At 45.4% G+C, this 23,764-nt stretch carries 20 protein-coding genes; 7 read left to right on the forward strand and 13 right to left on the reverse strand.

Annotated elements, in window-relative coordinates:
• Positions 1–267: 267 nt before the first annotated feature.
• Entirely contained in the window at positions 268–1,293 is a 1,026-nt protein-coding gene (locus G519_RS43125; RefSeq protein ID WP_036633039.1) for a zinc-dependent alcohol dehydrogenase, read from the reverse strand.
• Positions 1,294–1,479: 186 nt separating this feature from the next.
• On the opposite strand from G519_RS43125, the gene G519_RS47490 reads away from it, so the two are divergent.
• Positions 1,480–2,313, forward strand: coding sequence for a helix-turn-helix domain-containing protein (locus G519_RS47490; RefSeq protein ID WP_029195466.1), 834 nt, complete (start codon positions 1,480–1,482; stop codon positions 2,311–2,313).
• A gap of 115 nt (positions 2,314–2,428) precedes the next feature.
• Here G519_RS47490 and nudK read toward each other — a convergent pair whose 3' ends face one another.
• The 3 genes from nudK to G519_RS52165 form a co-directional block, all read right to left on the reverse strand.
• Positions 2,429–3,400 carry a GDP-mannose pyrophosphatase NudK gene (gene nudK / locus G519_RS0115360; RefSeq protein ID WP_244280122.1) on the reverse strand — a complete coding sequence of 324 codons (972 nt, stop codon included), beginning with the start codon at positions 3,398–3,400 and terminating at the stop codon, positions 2,429–2,431.
• A 6-nt stretch (positions 3,401–3,406) separates the two neighbouring features.
• The gene (locus tag G519_RS52160; protein WP_029195468.1) at positions 3,407–3,685 is read right to left on the reverse strand and encodes a hypothetical protein; all 279 of its coding nucleotides are present in this window, start codon (positions 3,683–3,685) and stop codon (positions 3,407–3,409) included.
• A 325-nt stretch (positions 3,686–4,010) separates the two neighbouring features.
• A complete protein-coding gene (locus tag G519_RS52165) occupies positions 4,011–4,280 on the reverse strand; it encodes a MerR family transcriptional regulator (RefSeq protein WP_029195470.1) in 270 nt (89 codons plus the stop codon).
• A 427-nt stretch (positions 4,281–4,707) separates the two neighbouring features.
• Here G519_RS52165 and G519_RS0115385 point away from each other — a divergent pair, with 427 nt between their 5' ends.
• Positions 4,708–5,706 (forward strand): zinc-binding dehydrogenase, encoded by a 999-nt coding sequence (locus G519_RS0115385; protein ID WP_036633042.1) that lies wholly within the window; start codon positions 4,708–4,710, stop codon positions 5,704–5,706.
• The gene (locus G519_RS0115390; protein ID WP_307720091.1) at positions 5,688–6,782 is read left to right on the forward strand and encodes a Gfo/Idh/MocA family protein; all 1,095 of its coding nucleotides are present in this window, start codon (positions 5,688–5,690) and stop codon (positions 6,780–6,782) included. Before G519_RS0115385 ends, G519_RS0115390 begins: the two co-directional genes overlap by 19 nt.
• A 63-nt stretch (positions 6,783–6,845) precedes the next feature.
• Here G519_RS0115390 and G519_RS0115395 read toward each other — a convergent pair whose 3' ends face one another.
• On the reverse strand, positions 6,846–8,060 hold the full coding sequence (locus G519_RS0115395) for a DNA-binding transcriptional regulator (RefSeq protein WP_051253419.1): 1,215 nt from the start codon (positions 8,058–8,060) through the stop codon (positions 6,846–6,848).
• A 171-nt stretch (positions 8,061–8,231) separates the two neighbouring features.
• Here G519_RS0115395 and G519_RS0115400 point away from each other — a divergent pair, with 171 nt between their 5' ends.
• The 3 genes from G519_RS0115400 to G519_RS0115410 are packed head-to-tail and all read left to right on the forward strand — an operon-like array spanning position 8,232 to position 10,798.
• The gene (locus G519_RS0115400; protein WP_029195474.1) at positions 8,232–9,335 is read left to right on the forward strand and encodes a Gfo/Idh/MocA family protein; all 1,104 of its coding nucleotides are present in this window, start codon (positions 8,232–8,234) and stop codon (positions 9,333–9,335) included.
• 59 nt (positions 9,336–9,394) lie between these two features.
• Complete coding sequence (locus G519_RS0115405; protein WP_029195475.1) at positions 9,395–9,748, forward strand: DUF6807 family protein; 354 nt, start codon at positions 9,395–9,397, stop codon at positions 9,746–9,748.
• A 15-nt stretch (positions 9,749–9,763) separates the two neighbouring features.
• Positions 9,764–10,798, forward strand: coding sequence for an NAD(P)-dependent oxidoreductase (locus G519_RS0115410; RefSeq protein ID WP_029195476.1), 1,035 nt, complete (start codon positions 9,764–9,766; stop codon positions 10,796–10,798).
• A gap of 89 nt (positions 10,799–10,887) precedes the next feature.
• Here the strand turns inward: G519_RS0115410 and G519_RS0115415 are convergent, their stop codons facing one another.
• From G519_RS0115415 to G519_RS0115435, 3 genes are all read right to left on the reverse strand, one after another.
• A complete protein-coding gene (locus tag G519_RS0115415; RefSeq protein WP_029195477.1) occupies positions 10,888–11,859 on the reverse strand; it encodes a CapA family protein in 972 nt (323 codons plus the stop codon).
• A gap of 701 nt (positions 11,860–12,560) precedes the next feature.
• Positions 12,561–13,397: an alkaline phosphatase family protein gene (locus tag G519_RS0115430; RefSeq protein WP_051253420.1), complete on the reverse strand. Its 837-nt coding sequence runs from the start codon at positions 13,395–13,397 to the stop codon at positions 12,561–12,563.
• Positions 13,398–13,419: 22 nt separating this feature from the next.
• Entirely contained in the window at positions 13,420–15,180 is a 1,761-nt protein-coding gene (locus G519_RS0115435; RefSeq protein WP_029195480.1) for a glycoside hydrolase family 35 protein, read from the reverse strand.
• A gap of 162 nt (positions 15,181–15,342) precedes the next feature.
• Between G519_RS0115435 and G519_RS0115440 the strand changes: the two genes are divergently transcribed.
• Positions 15,343–16,251 carry an AraC family transcriptional regulator gene (locus G519_RS0115440; RefSeq protein WP_029195481.1) on the forward strand — a complete coding sequence of 303 codons (909 nt, stop codon included), beginning with the start codon at positions 15,343–15,345 and terminating at the stop codon, positions 16,249–16,251.
• A 358-nt stretch (positions 16,252–16,609) separates the two neighbouring features.
• Here G519_RS0115440 and G519_RS43140 read toward each other — a convergent pair whose 3' ends face one another.
• The 5 genes from G519_RS43140 to G519_RS0115465 all read right to left on the reverse strand — a co-directional run bounded on the left by G519_RS43140 (position 16,610) and on the right by G519_RS0115465 (position 23,699).
• The gene (locus G519_RS43140; protein ID WP_051253421.1) at positions 16,610–17,578 is read right to left on the reverse strand and encodes a copper amine oxidase N-terminal domain-containing protein; all 969 of its coding nucleotides are present in this window, start codon (positions 17,576–17,578) and stop codon (positions 16,610–16,612) included.
• A gap of 112 nt (positions 17,579–17,690) precedes the next feature.
• Entirely contained in the window at positions 17,691–19,970 is a 2,280-nt protein-coding gene (locus G519_RS0115450; RefSeq protein WP_029195482.1) for a helix-turn-helix domain-containing protein, read from the reverse strand.
• A gap of 172 nt (positions 19,971–20,142) precedes the next feature.
• A complete protein-coding gene (locus G519_RS0115455; RefSeq protein WP_029195483.1) occupies positions 20,143–21,021 on the reverse strand; it encodes a carbohydrate ABC transporter permease in 879 nt (292 codons plus the stop codon).
• Positions 21,022–21,075: 54 nt separating this feature from the next.
• Positions 21,076–21,993: an ABC transporter permease gene (locus tag G519_RS0115460; protein ID WP_036633048.1), complete on the reverse strand. Its 918-nt coding sequence runs from the start codon at positions 21,991–21,993 to the stop codon at positions 21,076–21,078.
• Between the two features lie 56 nt (positions 21,994–22,049).
• Positions 22,050–23,699: a type 2 periplasmic-binding domain-containing protein gene (locus tag G519_RS0115465; protein WP_029195485.1), complete on the reverse strand. Its 1,650-nt coding sequence runs from the start codon at positions 23,697–23,699 to the stop codon at positions 22,050–22,052.
• Positions 23,700–23,764 lie beyond the last annotated feature (65 nt).

The following is a 23,764-nucleotide window of genomic DNA, read 5'->3' on the forward strand; positions in this document are numbered from 1 at the left end:
GATAGACAAGTAGCTCTATAGCATGAGAAAAGGACTAAATTGTTGCAGAACAGAGACTGTCGATTGATTCACAACTGGTATGCACAACTCCAAAATGTGATTTTAGAGTCATTTAGCTTTCGTGAGGGCAGATGGGCTATAGTGATTACCAATGTTTGTATTCTCTACAACAATTCACACGCATAAAGGCTATTTTGCAACTTGAAGTTGCAAAATAGCCTTTATGCGTGTGAATTATTATAGAAAAAGCTGCTGAACGATCAATAATCACCTTTTGGAGTCGAGACGCTCCTTCCCATAATCAATGAGAACACCTAAAACGTCTCGTGGAGATTCGCGAAGCAATTCGTAAGCCACTGTCATAGAGGGTAAAGACATCTCATGCGTGATAAGTGTTTGGATGGATATCCGTCGTTCCGCAAGTAAACGGATAAATTCCGCCATGTTGCGACCTTCCGTCCAACGTACATAACCAATCGGATAGTCGACGCCCTTGCTTTCGTAGCTGTCATGATACCGCCCAGGACCGCCAGCGCGCGAGATGAGCACCTGCGCCTCTTTGGCAAACATCAACTCCCGATCGAAGTCCATCTTCACATCGCCGACAATGACGATTTTCCCTCTGTCGCGAATCCAGCGAAGGGCCTGATCAATCATGCCGGAATTGGCACCATTGGCGCAGATGACGACCGTATCAACACCTTCATGCTGATGTAACGAATCGATGGTGCGATTGACATCCTGTACATTGTCACACACTTGTACGTCACAGGCTTCCGAAAGCTTACCGCAGCGTTCCGCCAACAAATCAAGCCCAATTACCCTGCTGCCGGAAACGTCCGCAATCCGACATACGATTTGTCCCAGTATCCCTAGTCCAACCACAACAACCGATTCTCCAAAACGCAAATCCGCTTGCCGCAGCGCATGAATGGCGATCGCACCGAGTCCGACGAAGGATGCTTCTTTCGAGCTGCATTCATCCGGAAGCGGAACAACCAAATGCTTAGGCACCACTAAGAATTCTGCATGCTTAACATAAGGAGAACCATAGCAAGCGACTCTCTGCCCTACCTTCACATGGGAGACGCCTTCCCCAATTTCCCGCACAATTCCCATCGCACTGTAACCAAGTTGAATGGGAGTATCGGTCATCAGGTTTTTCAACAGCAGCTCTGTGCCCGAACTAATTGCGGAATAGCAGGTTTCTACACGCACATGGTTCGTTTCAATGGAAGGTTCTTCAATGTCTAACACTTCAACCTTGCCTTTCAAGGAAATTACTGCCTTCATCTCTTCCCTCCTTCCATCATTGGTATTTATCTGGATCATATGATTCATGTTAAGCCATTGAAAAAGGACTGTCAAACCTTTTTTCGTCGAAAATCTCTCCTTTTTTTCTATGAAATCATTTAGATAAGCATCAAATAAGAACCAGTAATTATGATATAATCAATTTTAAGATAGGGGTTGACTAGCATGAAGAATGATATGCTCTCATCTCTGCTGGAAACAGCCGAGTTAAAAGTGTTAAAGTTTGATATCCATCGCCGTCGCGAGATGAACTACCGGAACCGAGTATTTCAAGAGTATTACATGATGACCTATGTGAGAAAAGGCTCGGCCAAACTCAGGGTTCAAGACAAAGTCTATGTGATTGAACCGGGATCCGTCATTTTTATCCCTACTTTTCTGGAACATGACCAATATAAAGATAGCGATGAGGAAACCGAGTTTCTCTGGTGGCATTTTACTTACAAGATTCAGAATGTGATCGATGTGCTGCCGTTTTTACAGATCCCTTATATCTACCCGTTGAAAAATCACAAAAAATTCGAGGCCGTATTCGACGAATTCGTGCTCGCCACTACACGGGAAGGCCATATCCCTAATATCATTTTGCAAAAAGCAAAATCCCTTGAATTGCTTTATTTGTTATTAGAAAATGCTATGGGAAGCATGAATACCACGGAGTTGAGACAGCCGTCTCACAGCTTTTTGTCCATCTTATTGAAAATTGTCACCCAGCCCGAGGCTTCGCTTTCATTATCAGATTTAGCCAAGGATTTACATATGAATTCTACCTACGTAAGCAACCATTTCAAAGAGATGTTCGGCAAATCTCCGATTCTGCTGCATCGGGAAATGAAAATCGCAAAAGCGAAATCACTTTTGGAAATGCAGGAAATGAACATTACTGAAATCAGCAGCACCCTCGGATTTAATGACCTCCAAACCTTTACCCGCCTTTTCAAGAAATACACGGGCATTTCCCCCGTTCAATACAAGCGTTTGTTTGATAAAAATGTTTAAAAAGCTCTTAAACATCAGCAAAAATATTGAAAGAGTGATAAGTTTGATGCATTAGTAAACAGACTGCCGCAAAAATCTCGGCAGTCTGTTAAAAGTGCTTACAGAAAGGTCTTTCCTAATAAGTGTTTTTTACCTGAGGAACTTCATGAAAATGCTTGTAGATGAATTTCCCTTTTTCCTTTGCTACCTTCACCATTTCATCTGCACCTTGAGAGGGTCCACCCACACGGAGGACCGCATCGCAATGGTCTAATAATCTCACTGAAGACGGGTGGAACATTCGATTGAATATGTCCTCTCCAATCCCTTTTGAGCCAGCTGTCTCCATCAGTGGAAGTGCATACCATTCGCCTAATACAGGCAAATGTCCCGCTTCATATACTTGAAGAGCGATTTCGTTCATGAAGCGCATATTTTTCTCAATCAAACGGATATCATCACCGGTGCCAGAACGATAGGGGCCGGCGATGAGGATGTGCTGCGGTTTACTAACGGATTCAAGCAGCCCATTGATTTGGGCGTATTGCAAGAGCATAATCGTTTTTGCGTCTTTGATTTCTCCGTTTTTAACCATCTGCAATGCCTGTTCTAACGAGATTTCCAGTACTTCTATATGCTCCTGTTCTTCCTCTAATCCCCCACCAACACCGGCAAGCATGTTTGCTGTATATTCAGCCATATAAAAGTGCAGTATCTCGGTCACAGAACCTGGGGACATATAAGCTTCACCGATTTTATGAACATTCTTTACACGATATCCGGTCTCTTCTTCCGTTTCTCGAAGGATACTTTCTTCTGGACCGTCATTGTCCAACAAACCTGCACATGCCTCAATAAGCATCCCCGTTCCGTTACCATTTAAATAGGACGGCATTCGAAATTGTCTCGTTAACACGACTGTTTTCTTCTCGATATTATATAGTAGAATGGTCGCACCATTACCGCGGTCATAAGCCTCTCGAGCTTGAGTTTCCCAAGTACCATCACTTTTTTGATACATAAAAGTTATTTTCTTTAGTACGTACCAGTTGTTGGATAAAACCTCTTCTTTCACGATACGAACTCTGGGGTTCATCTCTTGTAACATCGTTGTTTATTTCCTCCCTAAGAAAAATCCGGATTCTTTCGTTATATATATGCTTCCCTCTAGCTCTAGCTTGGTACTTATAAACTTTCTGAATTTATCTAAAGTAACTCCATTAAGAACCTCTCTAGCATTCATTGGAGTTGAAGTTATGTAATTGATAAGCGGTTGAATTTCATCTACAAGCATATGGTCTTCATACTGAATACATTCGATCTCAGAAAACCAAGGGGACAAAATTTCCTTACCGTTATCTAAATGAAATCGTTCAATTACATGATCCAGCACCTATATTTCGGCTCCATAATGCCGCATCGCCACAACCGAGTTCTAAAACCCTCAAATTAGGTGAATGGCTCAAATGCTCAAAAAGCCATCGGTGCCAACCGATTTTATTTACACTGAATTTATCGTATAACTGAATTCTTGTTTGTAGTCGGCACGCGTTGTGATATTGCTCAACCCAATCTATTTCCACGTGAATGGCATGAATAAGATTACCCAGACTTTCCCAATCCACTTGTTCCAATTTATCACCTAGAATACCCATGGATTCATTAATGGCTTTCACCACATACTGCATATGGGCAATTTTTTGCTGAATAATTTCTTTTTACATGACTAAAGAACTTCTCAAATCATGTATGGGTAATGAATTGTCTTGAATGATTTGTTTAATTTCGTTGAGTGATAATCCGATATATTTTAAAGTCTGAATCTTTTGCAGACGAATTAAATCTTCTTTGCTATACATCCGTAGGGAAGCATGATCATAATGTGATGGATTTAACAATCCAATCTGATCGTAGTATCGCAAAGTTCTAATCGTTATCCCGGTTCGTCGGGCAATCTGCCCTGTAGTTAGGTAATCCTCACGCTTCAAGTCACATTTCCCTCCTTCTGAATTCCTTGATCAATCTTAGGAAATCCTTGAGGATGCCGCCGATGCCACTCCCATGCACTCTCGACATGCGGATGTATGGCTTCCAACATAACCCGCTCCTCCACAAATTAATACCGCCATAATCTTTCCTCCACTAATCTCAATAAGTATTATTTATTATATAGGGTTACGTTACGTTACGTTCAAGCATTATTTTTGATGAGTTGAGCCACGGGATGTGTTGGCAAACAACCAGTCTTTACGTTTATGTTCAAGAGCTTTATCGAATAATTGGATGTTCAGTAATACCCCAGCCGCACGACCTGTATAAGTGTTAAACTTCAGCAAAGTTGTGCTCTATTTTTGTAAATCCGATACCTATACACTAATCTCGAGGGGAAATAAACCCGTTAGAGGAGGTATTGTAATGGAAACACTGCGTATCGTTTTCACAGAAAAGCAAAAGGTGGAGGTCCGAAAGGAAACGTTCGATCCTGCACTCGGCCAGACCGAAATTTTATGTGCCGCTCTATGCTCCCTGATTAGTACAGGGACAGAGCTTCAATGCCTTAGAGGTGTATTTGACCCTGAGACCAACTGGTCGGACTGGGTTAAGTATCCTTTCTATCCCGGTTATTGCATGGTGGCTGAAGTGCTTGAAATCGGGCCTGAAGTTAAGGGGATACAAAAAGGAGATCGTGTGTTTGTCGAGAATTCGCACACGCAATATTTTAAAACAGATGCCAAGCATGCCTATCTTCTTCCGCAGAATATCAGCGCCGAGCAAGGCGTATGGATCAATCTTTCCAAAACAACACAGCTTGGTGTAAGAAGAGCAGAGCTGCAGTTAGGAGAAACGGTAGGTGTCATCGGACTCGGACTTCTCGGACAGCTGGTTACCCAATATTTATATCTGTCTGGGGTCAAAGAAATTTTCGCCATCGATCCTGCAGAGAGCCGCTTGCAACTGGTTGGGCAAAGACCAGGCATACATCTGCTCCCCATGGATGCGGGAAAAGCACATGAGGAAATCAAGCGTAAAACAGATGGCAGGATGCTGGATGTTATCTTTGACATTACCGGACATCCGGCCGTTTTAGCCCAAGCCACTCGGCTCGTCAGGCCTTTGGGGCGAGTTATTTTGCTGGGGGATACAGCAACACCTTCTGAGCAGGGAATGGGCCGCAATGTTGTGTCCAATTCTGTTTCCATTCTGGGTATCCACGCCCAAATGAATTACAACGGTTGGAATCATCCCCAAATGGCCGCTCTATTCTTAAGCTATATCGCGCAAGGACGAATGGATGTGTCCTCTTTGATAACCCATCATTATTCTCCATCAGAGGCCCCTCAGGTGTACGATTCATTGGTGCAAAACCGCAGTTCTGCCATGGGTGTTTTGTTTGATTGGACGAAATTAAAATGATGAAATCGGAAGAGAGGAATCGCATTGTGAAATCGCAATTGAGGGTAGGACTTATTGGATGCGGGGCCATTTTACAGCGCCGCCACTTGCCTGAGTACCTAGCACATAAGGATGTAGTCATTGTAGCTGTATGTGATCCTAATTTGGAACGTGCACAAGAAGTCGCTAGACAGTTTGGTATACCGAATGCCTATGAAACACATCTACAACTGCTGCAGAGTGGTGGCATTGACGCCGTTTCCGTCTGTACGCCGAATCATCTTCACAGCTCCGTGTCCATTGAAGCTATGGAATTGGGCCTGCACGTACTGGTTGAAAAGCCGATGGCCACCTCTCTGAAAGAAGCAGAAGCCATGATTCGCACGGCCAAAGAACAGAATGTATTTTTGATGGTCGGCCACAATCAAAGGTTTATGCCAGCACACAGCAAAGCGAAAGACATTTTACAATCCGGAAAATTAGGCAAGGTGTTAAGCTTTAGTACGACATTCGCTCACTCGGGACCCGAACATTGGAGCATAGATGGCAAAAACAGCTGGTTTTTCAACCAGGAGCATGCCTTTTCCGGAGCATTAGACGATTTAGGCATCCATAAAGCGGATTTGATCCACTGGCTGTTGGAAGACAGTATCACGGAAGTCACGGCATTTTGCTCGACGCTGCATAAACCTACGAACGTGGACGATCACTCGATGATATTATTGAAAACAGCGAACGGAACCGTAGGCTCGTTAACAGCCAGCTGGACCAATTATGCGAATGAAATAAACGCCACTATTTTATACTGCGAAAAAGGTACACTGAAAATCGGAACCGATGATCGATTCGGGGTGATTGTTGAATACTCAGACGGTATGAGGGATTACCATGAAGTCGGGGCATTGCAAACCAACAAGGCAGGGGAGCAGCATAATTCAGGCGTTATTCATCATTTTGTTAATGGTATCCTGTCTGGAAACGGCCATGAAATTACCGGAGTGGATGGGTATAGAGCGCTTCAGACCATACTTGCGGGTATGGAGTCCCAGAATTTGAAGAAAGTCGTCGCTATTCCAGAGTTGGCGGTAATTAACTAAGTCTTTTCTATAATTAAAAAGTGCCCCTCCCACGCGATTGCAATGAGAGAGGCACTTTTGCTATTACAAATCTTGCATGCGATGTTTATTCTGCTGCCGATACTGCCCAGGCCTGATTCCAGTCGCTCTTTTGAAGACTACGCTCATATATTCTGTATGTTTGAATCCGATGCGTTCGGCGATGACGGCTAAGGAAAGTTTAGTATCTAGGAGTAGTTTTTTTACAAGCTTTAGTTTTACATTTATGATTTCATCGTGCGGTGTGCGACCCAATGCTTTCTGGAATCGGCTTTCCAATATGCGACGCGAAACCTTAAGTTGTTCGAGAATATCTTGAACTTGAATGTCATCGTAGGCATGATTACGAATAAATCGCACGGCATCGGATACTATTTTATCCTCTACGGCAAGAACATCTGTTGACAATCTGACCTCCACATTTACGGGTTCAATCAAGTGCATTTGTCCTCCTATGACTTCACCTGACATCATACGCTCGAGTAATTCCGCTGCTTGGTAGCCTGTCTTGACGGCATTCGTTTTGATGCTGGATAAGGGAGGATTGGATAATTCGCACAGGAGCTCATCATTATCCACACCTAGGACAGCCACTTCATCAGGAACGGCAATCCCAGCAACCCGGCAAGCCTCGAGAAGCTGTTGGCCGCAAATGTCATAACACGCCATTATCCCTATCGGCTTGGGTAGGTCATACAACCATTGGACCAGCTTATCTCTTTCTGTCTTCCATGATTTTTCACCTAATCGATTTTCAGAGGCTTCATAAATATGGCAATCATAACCTCTCTCCGCAAGATATGCCGCCAAATAGGTACATCGTAATTTTGACCATCGAAAACGAGAGTCCCCGTAAAATCCTATATGTTTAAAGCCTCTTTCGAGAAAATGCTCCGCAGCCAATTGGGCAATGGATTGATCATTGGTCTCTACATAAGGAAGGCTCGGAATCATTCTTGAGGCACTGAGGTCTACGGTTGGCAGACCCGCGTCCTTAATAAACCGAGCGGTTTGCTCGTTTTCGATACGAGCGATAATGCCATCCCCCTGCCACTCACGCAGCCAAGTCAAATCGGTGTTATTTCGGCTATATTCACTAAGAAATATCGACCAAGGACGGTTTTCACGCAAATAGGTGTTTATCCCGCTAAGAAGTCCACGAGCGTACCCATTCGAAGTTTCAATTAACAGAGCGACTTGTTTTTGCTGTGGATTCGTTATAGATGAATTTTCGTTGAATCCTGATGTGAATAAACTCATTAGTGAACACCTCATTTTCGCACTTCCTTTAATATATGGTTATATTTTGATATTTACAACTAGGAAAGATAGGTGAAAAATCTCATTTTAAAAGCAAATAATCTCATCGACTTCTTTTGTTTTTTGCTCTAAAGTCAAGCTATAAATGGAATAGGATAGGAGGATCCAACTGTGTCTTCAAAAATACGAGTCGCCATAATCGGTTTAGGTTTTGGGGCTGAATTTATACCCATTTATCAAAACCATCCCCATGCGGACATCTACGCCATCTGTCAAAGAACAACGGATAAACTGAATCAGATAGGTGACCATTTCGGTATCCCAGTTAGATATTCCAGTTTCGATGACATGCTAAAGGACGACAACATTGATGCTGTGCATATTAATTCTCCAATCCCTAACCATGCCGAGCAAAGCATTACCGCATTGTTGGCAGGCAAGCATGTAGCTTGTACGGTTCCTATGGCGACAACTGTTGAAGATTGTAGGCGAATAGTCGAAGCTGGGCAGCTGTCTGGGAAAAATTATATGATGATGGAAACCTGCGTTTATACTCGCGAGTTTCTATATGTGAAAGCTTTGCGAGACAGCGGCCAACTTGGGAGGATTCAGTTTCTGCGCGGAGCTCATCAACAAGAGATGTCAGGCTGGCCTGGATATTGGGAAGGCCTCCCACCCATGCATTATGCAACACACGCGGTTAGCCCATTGCTCGCACTAGCCGGTAAGGAAGCAGAATTCGTCACGTGCATGGGCTCAGGACAAATAGCTGATAAGCTTGCTGCCAAATACGGGTCGCCTTTTGCAGTCGAATCCGCGATATTCCGACTTCGTGACTCTAACCTTGCCATGGAGGTTACGCGCTCTCTCTTTGAAACATCACGCGAATATGTGGAAAGCTTTGACGTTTATGCGGATCAAATGAGCTTTGAATGGCAGCAGTTAGAGGGGGAAGAACCTGTTATCTTCACAGGTGAGAATGCCAAGCGGGTTGAAATTCCAGATTATGCGCACTTGCTCCCAGAAGGCATACGTAAATATACGCTGGAGGGTGTCTATGATTCAGCAGATAACGTACATTTATCCTTTAAACAAGGAAACGGGCATGGTGGCTCCCATCCGCATTTGGCACACGAATTCATCATGAGCATAGTTGAGAAACGTGAGTCTTTCCCCAACGTCTATACGTCTGCCAATTGGACTTGTGCCGGCATATGCGCACATGAATCCGCCATGAACAATGGTGAGCAAGTGAAGCTGCCCGTATTCCGTTAAGTTATTTCGTAGATGGAGGTCATCCCCATTGAATATCCCCTATTTAAGAGCTGAAACCGATGAACAAAGCATACGTATTTATCGTGGCAATCATCCAGATCCGATTCTTGTACAGAGAAGCAGAAGGAAAACGCGCTCGTTGGGTTTCCTGCAGCATGCCAATTGAAGGCCGAACTGATAACGCCGGCTTTGTGTTTATGGACCATCCGAACAATCCGGAGCATCCTGTGCCATGGCGCGTTGATGGAGAATTAGGGATTTCCCCAAGCCGTTGTATTGCAGGTCAGTGGGAGCTGGGTAAAGCCGAAATACAAATCCATCAATATCGGATACTCGTATTTTGTGGTGATAGGGATCCATCCCTTGTGAATAACAATTGGCGAGATTTTTGCATTAAAACATCAATGAACTAGGAGTGATCCCCCATTATGAGAAGTGTCATTATCGTCCATCCTAGCTTCGATGCGACCTGGCCGTGGACAGCGGACCATTTTCACACACTTTGGAAAGCCCAAGGATCAACTGAATTTATTCGAGTGGCTCCTGATGAGTTAAAACCCCTCGGAGAGCTTGTTTCCGAACCCGACAGCGTTACCCGTTTGGTTTCCTTAAATGTAGCTGTAACATCCGATTGCTTACGCTCTTTCAGCAGCTTAAAAGAAGCCGTTATTACAACCAACTCCTATGGGAGTTCTTTAGCGGATGAACAATTGGAGATTTTGAAAGATGCAGGGGTGACCATGTACACTCATCCTAGCGAAGGTTATTGGGGACAATCGGTATCCGAATTCGGTCTGGCGCTGACCCTATGTGGTTTACGTAGAATTCCTCAAATGCATCATGACATCATGACAAGCTTGCAGCCTTGGCACTATGAACCCGAGAATTGTGTAGGCACACCGAAAACAAGAGGAGAACAGTTTGGTGACGATCCCAACTTTACGAATGGAACCGTTGAGGGTAAACGTGTCCGTATTGTCGGGGCAGGTAATATCGCTTCTCGTTATGCCAGCTTTGTCAGCATGCTTGGGGCAGACGTTGCAGCTTGGGATCCCTTCGCTACTGAACCTTCCTTTCACCGCGCTGGAGCCAGAAAAGAATGGCACTTGAGCCATCTTATCCAAGATGCTGAGATTTTCGTACCTATGTTACCCTTAACAGAGAAAACAACAGGACTAATTACATCGGAGCATATTCATTCATTGCCTAAAGGATGTTTAGTGGTATTGGTAACGAGAGCAGAAATTTGCGATATGCAGGCGATTCGTGAGCGCGTTCTTAAAAATGAGATTAGCCTTGCAGCCGATGTTTTTGACATCGAGCCCTTGCCATTGAATGATTCGCTTTTAGGAAGACACAATGTCGTTCACACTCCACATAACGCTGGGCGAACAGTGCAAGCCAATCAACGTTGGGCCGAAAAACTCGTCGAGCAGTTCCTTCCCCTTTCACAATATGAATAAAAATCGGTTCATGATGAACAGATGCAACAACAAGAAAAATGCCCCTCCCATGTGATTACATGGCGAGAGGCACTTTTTCTTTCCGAAGACTATTTAACCGGAACAACTGTAAACGTAGTCTTATCATCTTTCCTCTTCTCCACTATCGTTGGAATTTGGTCAATTTTTTTGACATCTATGACGCCACTCTCATTTTTAGTTAGAGTCAATGACAGAATCATTCCCCGAATCGTATTCTCACTTCTTGTCAGCTTCGACGATACGAAGTTGCCTAAGGAGGACGCGGCGACTCGATTGCGCACCTTGCCATCGTTGTCTTTCATTACGGTCTGAGTTACCGGATGAAGCACATGAGGATGTGAACCTAAGATTACATTAACCCCTTGTTTAAAGAGAAACTGCATCAATTGTTTCTGATCTCTGCTCGGATACGTCTGATACTCTTTCCCAAAATGTAAGCAGACTATGATGAAATCGGCTATGCCTTTCAATTGGCGGATATCTGCAATCATCCTTTTTCGATCGAATGAATTCACCATCCATCGACGTGGAACAGATATGGCATTCGTCCCTTTGGTATAGGCCAAAATGCCGATATTCACCCCTTTTACACGCATAATCAGATGCTGATTAGCTTCATCAAGGGTACGTGAGGTACCCGTATGCTTGAGCCCGTGCTGATCGAGAACCTTCAACGTTCGCTTCAAGCCAGCTGAACCACCATCCATACAATGGTTATTGGAAGTTATTAATACATGAAACCCTGCGTTTTTCAGCGTTGCTGCCAGTGCATCTGGGCAATTGAATACAGGGTATCCCGTCCTCGGATTCCTTCGTTCCATTGGACAATTGCATTTAGGACGGATTCCCATCCTGCCCAATTGCCTTTTCCCAGAGAAGGTCGTCTCCAGATTACCAATCGTTAGATCATGGTTCATTAGATAAGGTTTAATGGGTTCAAAAATAGAATCAAACGAGTATCCGTCTCCTTGTTTAGCTGAGTCAATGATTTCACTTTTCATCAATAAATCTCCGACAGCGGCGATCGTTATTTGCTCCAACGCGCTCCCTCCTCTCATGAGCACATTATTCGATGAAAGGGGTTGTTGATTGTACAATAGACTGGACTTTGGAGTCTGCGCAGGTTGGGAGAGCCGGGGCTGAGGGCTGGTGCCAGAGGCTGAGTGAGGGGGTTGGGGTTGGGGACTGTTACTGGGAGCTAGTTACTGAGGCTGATGCTGAGGATAGGTGCTGATGCTGGTGACTGATGCTGGTGACTGATGCTGAGGCTAGGTGCTAGAAGTTGTCACATCCAGTTACAAGGTATTTAGCGATGTTAATCATCGTTAAATATGGAGATTCCCCTCTGGCACACACTTTAGCAATGAAAAACATCACTATAGTTGATTCCACATCATTTAAGGTTGTTTTATATCGTTAACGAAACACATTTCGGTCCCGTTCAAACTTTAGCATTGAAAAACATCACTATGGAGCGGAAAACCTGCAGCCAAGCCTGCGTTGCCAGCTCTGACGTCACAAAAAAATCCAAACAAATTCACCACAAGTACATACCCTTTCCCCGCAACTAGACATAGATAGTATTCCAATTTCCCTAATGCCAATTTGAATTCCGAGCCTCTCTAAAAAAAAGAAAAACCCCCATTTCCACTTCAGGTGGATTTGGAGGTTCCATTTCACTGACTCGATTGCTCTTTGCCCATACGGCGTCTGGCTATCTCCAGTCGCCATGCGTCATCCTTTAGCGCTGCCCTGTTTTAACCAGCAATCCGCCCGGAAGCTTGGCATCCCAATCATCCGGGAATGGTAGGCTCAGAGCAGACAGCGCGACGGCAGCCGTGTCCATGATAGTCATGCCAGCTAAATCAGCCTCTGAGAGGACGCCCGGACCGCGGCAGCCCCAGAAAATCGTCATGTCCTTCGGATGATCGCTGCCATGATTGAAGGCATCTAAGCCCCCGCCGCCATGATCCGTCGTTACGATAATCAGACTGTCTTCCAGCATTCCTGCATCTAGAATGGCTTTACTGATCTCACCGATTTGATTGTCAGCGCGCGTGATCGCCTTTAAGTAATCCTCGGAGCCATACCCGTGCCGATGGCCGGCAGCATCCACATCATCCAACTGAACGAATAGCAGCTCAAAATCCGGGGTGTTATGGATATACGCGGCAATGGCAGGAACCAATTCTTCATCCGGTGCAGCGTATTTATAAACCGCATCGTTCTCTTCAATGATTCCGGTCTGGATAGGTTTCCATGAGACGAAGGAAGCCATCTTGTTGTTAGGCTTGGCTTCACTTATGATTTGAAATAAGGAGGGCGCTGCCGAGATAACTGGGTAGTTCCGTTCCATTTTAATATTCAAATGGGACTCATGCTTCTCCGGCGTTACGCCATGCAGCAGAGAACCCCAGCATTCCCCGCTATTGGAGGGAAATACGGTCTGCGCAAGATCCGTCCTGGCTCCGCCAAGGAGGAGCACATCGATATACGGCGTATCCGCTTCGCTGACGAATGCCCCCGCCCCATCTATGCCAAGAATGATGACTCTTTTGACTGCCATTCTAGATGCCATTGTCAATCCCTCCAATTACAAGTTATCCCAAATCCGGCGCATCCGTCAGCTCAATGACCGGCTTCTCTGTATGATGTAATTCAAATACGATAATTTCATTGCGTCCAGTCCCCAGTAAAGGCGCCGGCAGATACAAAGTTTGCTGCGGCCCTTTCTCCCAATAACGGCCCAAATTAAACCCGTTAATCCAGACTACGCCTTTCGACCAGTTGTCCAAACGAACGAACGTGTCCCCCGCTTCTTCCACGGTGAATTCCCCTCGATAAAACGCAGGGCGATCATTCCGTTCACTCACCTCAGCGGAGCGTCCAAATGGAATCGCCGACAAATCGTCCAGTGGGAGTGGATATATCGTCCAATCAAACAAGAACTGATTGTTCATTCGAACACCCTCTGCAATGCCTTTATAGTCCTTTAATTTCGGACCATAATTGACGCGCCCCATGTTCTCTACCACAATGTCCAGCTTCGCGCCTTGAGCGGAAATGTCCATCGGGAGTGGACGCGAATCCCATCTTTCCACCGTACCTTGATAGACACCGTCCAAGAAGACTTGCGCACGGTCATGTACCTCCTGCAGGTGCAGCTTTTCACCGGTGCGCGGCCCTGACACGTGCGTGGAATAAACGATGAATCCATAGCTTTGACCGAGCTTCTCCATCGGCTCTGGGCATGTGCTCTTCACCGGCTTAGTGAGGTTTGTCAAATGGTCAAGCATATCTGCACTTTCAGTCAAAGCAATACGACCATAGCTTTTCTTTTGAATGGGTGCAGGCAATTCAGGGAAATCCTTACCATCTTTTCCTAGATAGTTAGCAATGACGCTGCGGACAGCTCTATATTTCTCTGTCTCATCTCCGCATTCAGACAAAGGAGAATCATAGTCGTAGCTGGTGATGGTCGCTTCATATTTATCACCATAGTTCGCACCGTTGTAGAAGCCAAAGTTCGTCCCACCGTGGAACATGTAGAAATTCACTGAGGCGCCAGCGCGAAGCATACGGTCGAATACGTCCGCAACATCGCCCGCATCACGCGTGTGGTGAGGCTTCAACCAGTGATCAAACCAACCGTTCCAGTACTCCATGCAAACGAGCGGCTCATCAACACGATACTCGCGAAACTTATCAAAAGCTTCCTCCGGCTTAGAACCGAAGTTCACCGTGGCCAGTGTGCCTGGAACCGTCCCGCCCTGCAGCATGCCGTCCTCCGGACCGTCAGACGTAAACAGCATAACATCAACGCCGCGCTTGATAAGCCCATCCCGCAAATACGTTAAATACGCTGTGTCATTGCCGTAGCTGCCATATTCATTTTCAATCTGCATCGCGATGATGGGTCCGCCATTTGTGCTAAGCAGCGGGACCAATAACGGGATCAGCGCGTCATAGTATCGGTCTACTTTCTCCAAATAAGTCCGATCCATGCAGCGAAGCCTCATGTCCGGATATTTCAACAGCCACGCTGGTAATCCGCCAAACTCCCACTCCGCACAGATATAAGGGCTCGGTCGCAAGATCACATGCAGCCCCAGCTCGCCAGCCTTCCGAATGAATCGCTCCACGTCCGCAATGCCAGCGAAATTAAAAACATTTTCCTCCGGTTCATGCAAATTCCAAGGCATATACGTCTCCACGGTATTGAACCCGCAAGCTTTGAGCTTCAATAAACGATCTTCCCAATAGTCAGGCACGACGCGAAAATAATGGATGGCTCCAGAGATGAGTTGAATAGGCTTTCCATCTAAAAGAAATTGCTTATTTTGGGCTTGTAAAATGGCCATAGTTATCCCTCCGACTGATGAATGCGATTGTGTATGAATGATCTAATCATCGCTGAAAAGGCGGTCAGATCTCAATCTCCAAATGGAGCATTTTCTATACCAAATGTGCCAGTACAGTGATATGATTGAACGAACAGCGATGACATACGGAAGGAGTCCTTCATGGATGATTTGTACCGTTTTCCTAATTTGATCAATACCTTACAAGTTGTTGGATGCCATTTTGGTTTACAGCCTCCTGGATGGAACTATCCTAGACATCATCATCATTTGTTTGAACTGCTTTACTGCTCGGAGGGTGAAGTTGTGCAAGAAATGAACCGTGAATCCATCACCATGAGGCAAGGAGACTGGCTGCTGATCAAATCCGGCGTGAGGCATCAATCCTTAAATGCCGCCGCCACACATTACGGCTATTTTAATGTGCATTTCGATCTCGATGATACCGAAATACGCAGCCTGCTATCGACTACTCCTTATCGGCACATTCATCGTCAGGACGCGGAGCAAAGCAAGCTTCAGTTCTATGTAAGCGAACTAGAGGCTATCATGCATCGCAATCGGACGGAGGACGTGAAACAAGAACAGCACTATCTGCGCTTCGAGGACAAACTGCTGCTACAGTCCTACACCCTGCTTATCATCCATGACGTGCTAAACTTGATTCGCGAACACGACTCACTAAGTAGACATGAGCCAACGACGGACAAAGACGCCTCCTTGTTCACTGCTGATGTCGCCCACGCAATTGAAGAAAAGTTGTCGCTCGGTCTATGCGAGGAGGCGTCCGTCGCGGGGGTCGCGAAAGAGCTGAACCTGAGCCGCAGTCAATGCAGCAAGCTCTTCTCCAAAGTCTACGGACTATCGCCGCGTCAGTATGTCAGCCGGCAAAAGCTGAACCTAGCCAAAGAGCTGCTCGTCACAACCAATTTGCCGATGACCGACATTGCGGAGAAGCTCGGCTTCCATTCAGCCAGCCACTTCTCGCGGCAATTCCGACGCTGGACCGGCCTGTCGCCAAGCGAGTTCAAGCCGAAGCATCATACCACGCAGCAGCCGCTCGGACTGTAGAGGAACTATGACGAAAACCACTCGAATGCCAGGGTACACGGAACTAGGAGACGCTATTTTGGTCAAAACCACTAAAATACCAGGGTACGCGGAACCACAGGACGTTATTTCGTTATTTTTGCCTCCGTATCTTACTTTTTCACTAAATAACGGATCCTCGTTCCGCAAATCCCATTTTCAACGTGTTTATCACGAAATAGCGTATCGTCGTTCCTTTTCATCTGTATAATAGGCTATTTTTCAACTTGCGCACCCTTCTGTTTCCTCTAGCAATAAAAACGCCCGCAAACCTCAATGTTTGCGGGCGTTCTCGTGTATCTCACTTCTGTGTCACGGTTTGCGGGCGTTTTCGTGTAGTTTACTTCAGTGCCGCGCCTAGGTCCGGCGTTGGTCCTACAACTTCGTTAATCACGACGCTTTGGGATTCTGGTTCCCACTGCACATTGGCTTTCAGCGCTTCACTAATGAAGCGTGCCGGCACCATCGTGGATCCATTGAAGACTTCTCCAGCCACTTCTAGATCAACGGCTTGTCCATTCACAAAGGCTTTACGAACACCTATCACAAGCTTCACTGTGACACCATCTTTCACTACGGTAACCGAGTTATCTTCTGGATTCCAAGTCACGGTAGCCTGCAAGGCTTCAGCAATCGCTCGGAAAGGGACTAGCGTATTCCCATCCTTAATAAATGGCGGGACCTCAAAGTTTGGTTCAAGGCCATTAACGTAGGCTTTGATACCTAATTTGCCTTTTTTGCTATTCAGTGCTCCTAGCTTTTTGTATACACTCAGGTTCGCTGAATCTGATTTAACGACTTCTTTCTGAATATCGGCCGCTGTGTCCAAATCCCCGCTATTCTCCGCCTCATTTACGGCGTCTGAGAGAAGTGAGCCAATATTTGTCGTATCACTTAACTGCAAATTGTACTTTTCCAGCAGTTTGGAAATGACAGCACCGGCAGGTCGATCTTGGACGTGTTCGTATGCGTTTTGTAAACCTTTATACCCCTTATGTCCATGAGAGCCGTAGGTAGATGAAGTCACCGATTCATGTTCTCCTGAATCCTTCTTTTCCTTTTTCTTCTTTCCTTTGTCCTTTTCTTCGTCTTTCTCATTCTCTTCTTCTTTTTCCTTCTTCTCCTTCAGCTTCACATCCACTTGATCTTTAGAACTTGTACTTGTACTTGTACTTGTACTTGTACCTGTACCTGTACCTGTACTTGATTGAGCCGAACCTTTATCATGCTTAGACTCTGCATAGGCCGCTGAACTTAATAAAGTACCCACAACGGCTAACGAAACCACCATGTTAAGTTTCCATTTCATGTTTTACACGCTCCCTGAATAAGTTGTCGTTTTTTGTTAGTTCACTCATTATACCTAAAAAACGGACAACTTTCTGTGTCAAAACATACAAAATGGCACATTCAATCTTACCTCACTCCCCTTTCCTAAACTGCCCCGGTGTAATGCCCTCATAGCGTTTAAACACCCTAATGAAAGTATTACTGTTCGAAAAGCCGACCTTTTGCGTAATATCCGTAATCGTATCATCGGTCTCCGTCATCAACCGCTTGGCCAGCTGGACTCGCTGTTTATTGACGTAATCAATAAATGTTTCCCCAGACTGCTCCTTGATGAACCGCGATAAATACGGCGCATTCACTTCAAACTTCAGAGACAACGAGGTCAGGCTCAAATCCATATCCTCCAAATGCTCATCAATATAACTCAACACTTGATCCTTCAGATTCGTATTGTGACTTTTCTTCTTGGAATCGACGTAGTCACAAACGGTTTTCAAAAACTTATAAATCTCATCTTCGATTTCCACAAAGGACTCACACTGGGTCAATTGCTTAATGAGCGCATGCTTTTCAACCGCCAGTTCATTAGGACCCTGATCCAAATGCTCAATGGCCTTCAAGATCGTGCCAATCAGTTCAAACATGAGAAGCTTGCCGAGCTGCAGCGACAACGTGCCGTCCGACACATTCGTTACGATCAGTTCACTGACGGCCTCCATGGCTTCCTCGTACTGCCCAGTTCGAATATGATTGATCAGCTGCCGCTCCATATCCAGCGGATAATAAAGCTCATTTTTCGGTCGTTTGATCCTATCAAAAGGGATGATTTGGCTTGGGCCAATGACAAATTTATATTCAAGCGCCTCCAGCGCCTCGTCGAATCCAAGGGGGATTCCGGTCAAAAGTGGATGGATGTCACTGATTCCTATCGTCAGTTGAATATAAAATTTCCCCTGAATAATCGTCTGCGCCTCTTGCGCAATCTCAATCAAATCCTGTTTCGTCCGAACTTCATCGTCATTCTGAATATTAACCAGAAAAGCAATCATACCGTCCACTTCGGTCGTGAACACCGTATGTTTTCTGCGAATCAGCTCTTCCGTAATGTTCGTCACAATATAATAAACATACTGCAATTTGGACTCCGCATCGCGCGATCCGCTGTCAGCAAACAAAGCCTCATAGTCGCCGATATGAAACAGTAAGACGGCAAAACGGTTCGTCTCGAACCGGAGGTCAAACGATTCCATTGATTGCGCGAGTGCCGAACCGCTCTCGACTCTGCCTTTGAGCAGTCGTGCCAGAAAATGGCTGCGCAGCACGTCTTGCTGCTTCTGGATGGTTCGGTTTGCCGTAACCTGCAAAGCTTCATTTTCCGACATGAAGGACTGAAGCAGTGAGAATTCATTCCCAATCCCTTCGATATTGGACTTCACCTTCGGAGAAACCAAATCCACCATGCGGCGGATCGGCATATAATGTCTTCGCGTCAGCCAGATAGACATCGGACCACCAACAAAAATACACAGAAATAAGCCCGCATAAATCCAGCTGCGCAATTGACTTACTTTCGCTGAATATATTTTCGTAGGAACGATGGAGACATACTTCCATTCATTTTCAACCGAAGAAACGTAAGAAACCGTTACCTCTTCCTTGCCCCATTTTTGACTAAATGAGCCTTCTGCTGATTGGATCTGCTCGAAATCAATATCGGATACATGATCCGAATCGCCTGCTGTCATCAGCAGCTTATTGGTGGAATCGAGTATTAACACACTGCCTGCTTGGGCAATCTGGATATTTGAGATAGCTGCTTTCAACCGCTCTGCATTCAACATAACAACAAGAGTTGCCGGCGCTTCACTCGCATTCTGAATCGGCAGTGACTGCATGTACACCAAGTCATCGTCAGCAAATTGAAGGAAATTTCCATAGTAGATTTTCTCCATACTGTCGCTCCACTGCTTCATGGTGATGCCTTTATTTCCTCCGTGGAGCAATTGGAAAAGGAGCTCATCTTGATTCATTGTCGATGTCGTAACCCCGAAATGCCCTTTTTTCAAATATACATATAAATCGTGAATATCCCCATTCGATGCGGCATACGAACGAAGTGAAGTGATCAGATCCAGTGTATCGATCTTGACTTGCGGATTGTCGAAATCAGTTTGATTAACATACTTAATGACCTTAGGATCCAGGGAAAGCTGGAGGCCCATCCGCTTAATATCTTTGAACTGATTGTCCAGCGATTGCTTCACCTGGTTAAGCAGCGCTTTGTTCGATCGAATGACCTCAGAGTTCAATAAATGCTGCGACTGAAAAAGGACCAACATCGTGATGACGATGGGAATACATAGAATGGTTAAGTTCGAGTAAAGCCAAAATAAAAATACGCTCCGCTTCACAAAGAAGTCCTCCCTTACTCATGCTGTATGCAGTATTATCCCATCTTCAACAGCGCAAGTACAATCTACGATTTTTGTATCATCATCATTTTTAGTGATTCCCTCACAGAAAGTGGAAAAAACCAAATATCCCGCCCCCTTTTGAAGATCCAAAAGAGAACAGGTTTGGTCGTTATTCTTTGAGTGCGCCAACCATGACGCCTTTCACAAAATATTTCTGTAAAAAAGGATAGGCAATCAGAATCGGCAAGGTAGCAACCATGATCGTTGCGTATTTAATACTTTCCCCAATCGCTTGCGTGTCGTTTGCATTTCCCGTTCCAGTGGTCATCGAATCCGTGCTGTTTTGCACCAGAATTTCTCGAAGAATCAGCTGCAGCGGGAACTTCTCCCGATCGTGAAGGAACAGCATCGCATTAAACCAGGAATTCCAATGGGCTACGCCATAGTAAAGCACCATTACGGCAATAACAGGCATGGACAGCGGCACCACAATCTGGAACAAAATGCGCCATTCGCCTGCGCCATCAATCTTAGCGGATTCCATCAAGCCCTCAGGGATCGCTTCGAACGAAGTTCGCATAATAATCAAGTTCCACGTGCTGATCGCCACGGGTAAGATGAGTGCAAGGTAGCTATTTCCCATGTGCAGATAGTTGTTGATTAACAAATAGGTCGGAATCAATCCGCCGCTGAAATACATCGTAAACACGATACAGATCATCAGGAACTTCCGCATCACGAACTTTCTGGACAGCGCGTAGGCCCCAAGCGTAGTAAAAAACAGATTAACCGCCGTACCCAAAATCAAGATGAGCAGCGTATTCCCATATCCGGTCAAAATGTTGGGATTCGCAATTACTTTCTGAAAAGCACCGAGATTAAACCCCAGCGGTTTCAACAACAAGCCCGAATGCTGGATTAGCAAATTGGAATCACTGATGGAAGCCATGAACACATAGTAGAACGGGTACAACGTACAGACGATAAGCAATATCATAAGAATCGCATTACCGATATCGAATAGACGCTCAGTTGCGCTTAATTTCATCGTTAGTTCCTCCTGAGAGCTTTTCATAAGAAAAGCTGACATCGTAAGCGTAGGCTACCACAACCGGCTGCCGGAGAATCGGCGGGATATGCTGTTAGCGCTAATAAGTAAAATGAAGTTGAACATGGATTGAAATAGCCCAACAGCCGTTGTATAGCTATAATCATTCCCTTGTGCCAGCCCTTCACGATAAACAAAGGACGAAATCACATCCGCCGTTTCATACGTATTTGGATTATAGAGCAGAACGACTTTCTCGAAGCCGACCTCCATCAATCCGCCAATTCGAAGAATGAGCAAAATCATAATCGTTGGAATGAGTCCCGGAAGCGTTACACTCCAGATTTGACGAAATCTCCCTGCCCCATCAACGCGAACAGCTTCGTACAACTCCGGATTAATCCCGCTAAGCGCGGCCAAATAAATGATGGATGACCAACCAAGTTCTTGCCAAACAGACGTGCTGACGAAAATGGTACGGAAATTCTCGGCGTTATTCATAAGCGCAGAATCTTGCCCGCCAAAGAACATAATGATGGAGTTCACAATCCCTCCACGGTTCGTGAAGTCAATAATTAACCCTGAAATGACCACAATCGAGATGAAATGCGGCAAATAGGACACCGTCTGCACAATCGATTTAAAAAGCTTCTGGCGAAGCTCATTCAAAAGGATCGCAAGAATAATCGGTGCCGGGAAGCCGAATATCAAGTTATAAAAGCTGATTAGAAACGTATTGCGCAGCACGCGGATAAAATAATAGCTTTGAAAGAAATCTTTAAAATGTTGAAAGCCTACCCAATCGCTGCCCCAAATGCCTTTCGCAGGACTAAAATCCTTGAAGGCGATAACGGCGCCATACATCGGGAAATATTTAAAAATGAAGAAGTACAGCACAACCGGCAGTACCATCAGGTAGATCGCGCGATTTTTTCTTATGTCATCTAGTAAAACCCGAATGGAATGGGCCATGTTCTCACTTCCTTATACGTGTGATGAAAAGGGGAGGCTGGCTCCCCTCGAACTTTTTAGCGTTTGTTGTAACGATCTGTTGCCGTTTGGTAGATCTCCACAGCACGATCCATATTCATCTTTTTCACTTGCTCTACTGTTTTGTCATAATCTTCAACTTTGGCTGCACCCATCACAATTTTGGTGATTTGCTCCGTCAACAGCGTGCTCACATCGTTCAAGATTTTCGCAGACTCCTTCGCTTCATCCGTAGACAGAACCACTGGTGGCAGCATCACTTTGTAGGCATTATTCGCATATTTAGCGTATAGTTTTACGGCATCTTTTTGTGCTGGCAATTGATAATACTGATCGTTGTAACGGTCATCATCCAAACCGGAGAAACCGTAGTTGGCGATAAAATATTTAGCCATCGCTTGACTGATTGGCAGATTGTCCGGATTTTTCAAAATCAGGTCTGTGTACTTCGGTTGACCGTCTACTTTCGTGTACGTTTGACCTTCGATACCGAAGTTTTTTAGCATTGCGCCTTCTTCGCTATACAGATAGTCCAAGGCTTTTACCGTTTCGGCCGCATGCTTATTCGCACTCGTAATGACCGTTCCGATGTTATCGTATTCCCATGACGCTTGCACAAATTTAGGCTCGTCGCCCTTTTTCAAAACCGGATATTGGACAGCTGAGAGCTTCGCTTTCGGGTCTGTCTTCTGCAGTGCCGGTGTATACGTACCGATGCTTCCGCCAATGAAACCGTAGAACGCTCCCGCTTTGCCGGAAGTTACTTTGGCATCCATCGTTTTGGAGTCATTGGACGCGAAGTCCGGATCGATCAGACCTTCCTTGTACCATTTTTGCATCGTCGTCAAATATTGCTTAAATTCTGGCTGAGCAGGCCCGAATTTCACTTTGCCATTATCGATATAGAAGCTGCTCGCATTCGCAATCGTCGACATGCCCGTAACACCGTATGCGCCTGCGAAGTCAGCAAATGACATCGGATAGGATTTGTTCAATGTGAAAGGAATAGCACCTTTCTTCTCTTTAAACGCTTTTAGCACCGTTTCCCACTCATCAATCGTTTCCGGCGATTTCAGTCCGAGCTCATCCAGCCAATCCTGACGAATGACCATGCCGCTGAATGTTTTGTACTGGCCATATTGACCTACCTTCAAGTGAGGCATCGCGTAAATATCACCGTTATCCGCCTTGATCTGTTTGGCGATCTGCGGGTTAGCGTCCATAATTTTCTTCAAATTCGGCGCATTTTTCTCAATTAAGTCGTTCAGTTTAATAATCGTGCCGTCTTTGAACATTTTGGATGTTCCGCCCTGAACGCTGTTCCAATTCCACAACATCGAATCCGGCAGATTATTAGAAGCAACCATGACACCATATTGCTGAACATCATCTTGCGGTGTATTTCCAGAAGAATGTTGGAAGTCAAACGTTACGTTTGTCTTCTTTGCCCACTCTTTCACCATCGGCAGCTCGTTCAAGCTCTTGACGACGGCTTTCGCATTCGGATTCATCGGTGTCCACAATGTCACCTTCACAGGATCTTTAGAAACGGATGCTGTTGTGGCTGGCGCTGCGCTGCCCTTAGCAGCATCTTTTGTAGATCCAGCATTTCCGCAAGCGGTTGCAAGCGATAGTGTAAGAATGGTTGCCGCGATCGGCAGCATTTTAAATTGAAATCTTCTTTTCATGGAAACACTCCCCTTATCTCGTAGTCCGGCGCTACCGCCGTGAAGCGGATTAGCCCTGTGAAAGA

Origin of the sequence: Paenibacillus alginolyticus DSM 5050 = NBRC 15375, assembly GCF_000422905.1 — a bacterium.
Classification (GTDB): domain Bacteria; phylum Bacillota; class Bacilli; order Paenibacillales; family NBRC-103111; genus Paenibacillus_E; species Paenibacillus_E alginolyticus.

What these genes read in the sequence shown, in the direction of transcription:
- G519_RS43125 (WP_036633039.1), bottom strand. Translation starts at nt 1,293, where the DNA reads ATGAAGGCAGTAATTTCCTTGAAAGGCAAGGTTGAAGTGTTAGACATT.
- G519_RS47490 (WP_029195466.1), top strand. Translation starts at nt 1,480, where the DNA reads ATGAAGAATGATATGCTCTCATCTCTGCTGGAAACAGCCGAGTTAAAA.
- G519_RS0115430 (WP_051253420.1), bottom strand. Translation starts at nt 13,397, where the DNA reads ATGGCATCTAGAATGGCAGTCAAAAGAGTCATCATTCTTGGCATAGAT.
- G519_RS0115435 (WP_029195480.1), bottom strand. Translation starts at nt 15,180, where the DNA reads ATGGCCATTTTACAAGCCCAAAATAAGCAATTTCTTTTAGATGGAAAG.
- G519_RS0115385 (WP_036633042.1), top strand. Translation starts at nt 4,708, where the DNA reads ATGGAAACACTGCGTATCGTTTTCACAGAAAAGCAAAAGGTGGAGGTC.
- G519_RS43140 (WP_051253421.1), bottom strand. Translation starts at nt 17,578, where the DNA reads ATGAAATGGAAACTTAACATGGTGGTTTCGTTAGCCGTTGTGGGTACT.
- G519_RS0115455 (WP_029195483.1), bottom strand. Translation starts at nt 21,021, where the DNA reads ATGAAATTAAGCGCAACTGAGCGTCTATTCGATATCGGTAATGCGATT.
- G519_RS0115405 (WP_029195475.1), top strand. Translation starts at nt 9,395, where the DNA reads ATGAACAAAGCATACGTATTTATCGTGGCAATCATCCAGATCCGATTC.
- G519_RS0115460 (WP_036633048.1), bottom strand. Translation starts at nt 21,993, where the DNA reads ATGGCCCATTCCATTCGGGTTTTACTAGATGACATAAGAAAAAATCGC.
- G519_RS0115410 (WP_029195476.1), top strand. Translation starts at nt 9,764, where the DNA reads ATGAGAAGTGTCATTATCGTCCATCCTAGCTTCGATGCGACCTGGCCG.
- G519_RS0115465 (WP_029195485.1), bottom strand. Translation starts at nt 23,699, where the DNA reads ATGAAAAGAAGATTTCAATTTAAAATGCTGCCGATCGCGGCAACCATT.
- nudK (WP_244280122.1), bottom strand. Translation starts at nt 3,400, where the DNA reads ATGTTACAAGAGATGAACCCCAGAGTTCGTATCGTGAAAGAAGAGGTT.
- G519_RS0115440 (WP_029195481.1), top strand. Translation starts at nt 15,343, where the DNA reads ATGGATGATTTGTACCGTTTTCCTAATTTGATCAATACCTTACAAGTT.
- G519_RS0115395 (WP_051253419.1), bottom strand. Translation starts at nt 8,060, where the DNA reads ATGAGTTTATTCACATCAGGATTCAACGAAAATTCATCTATAACGAAT.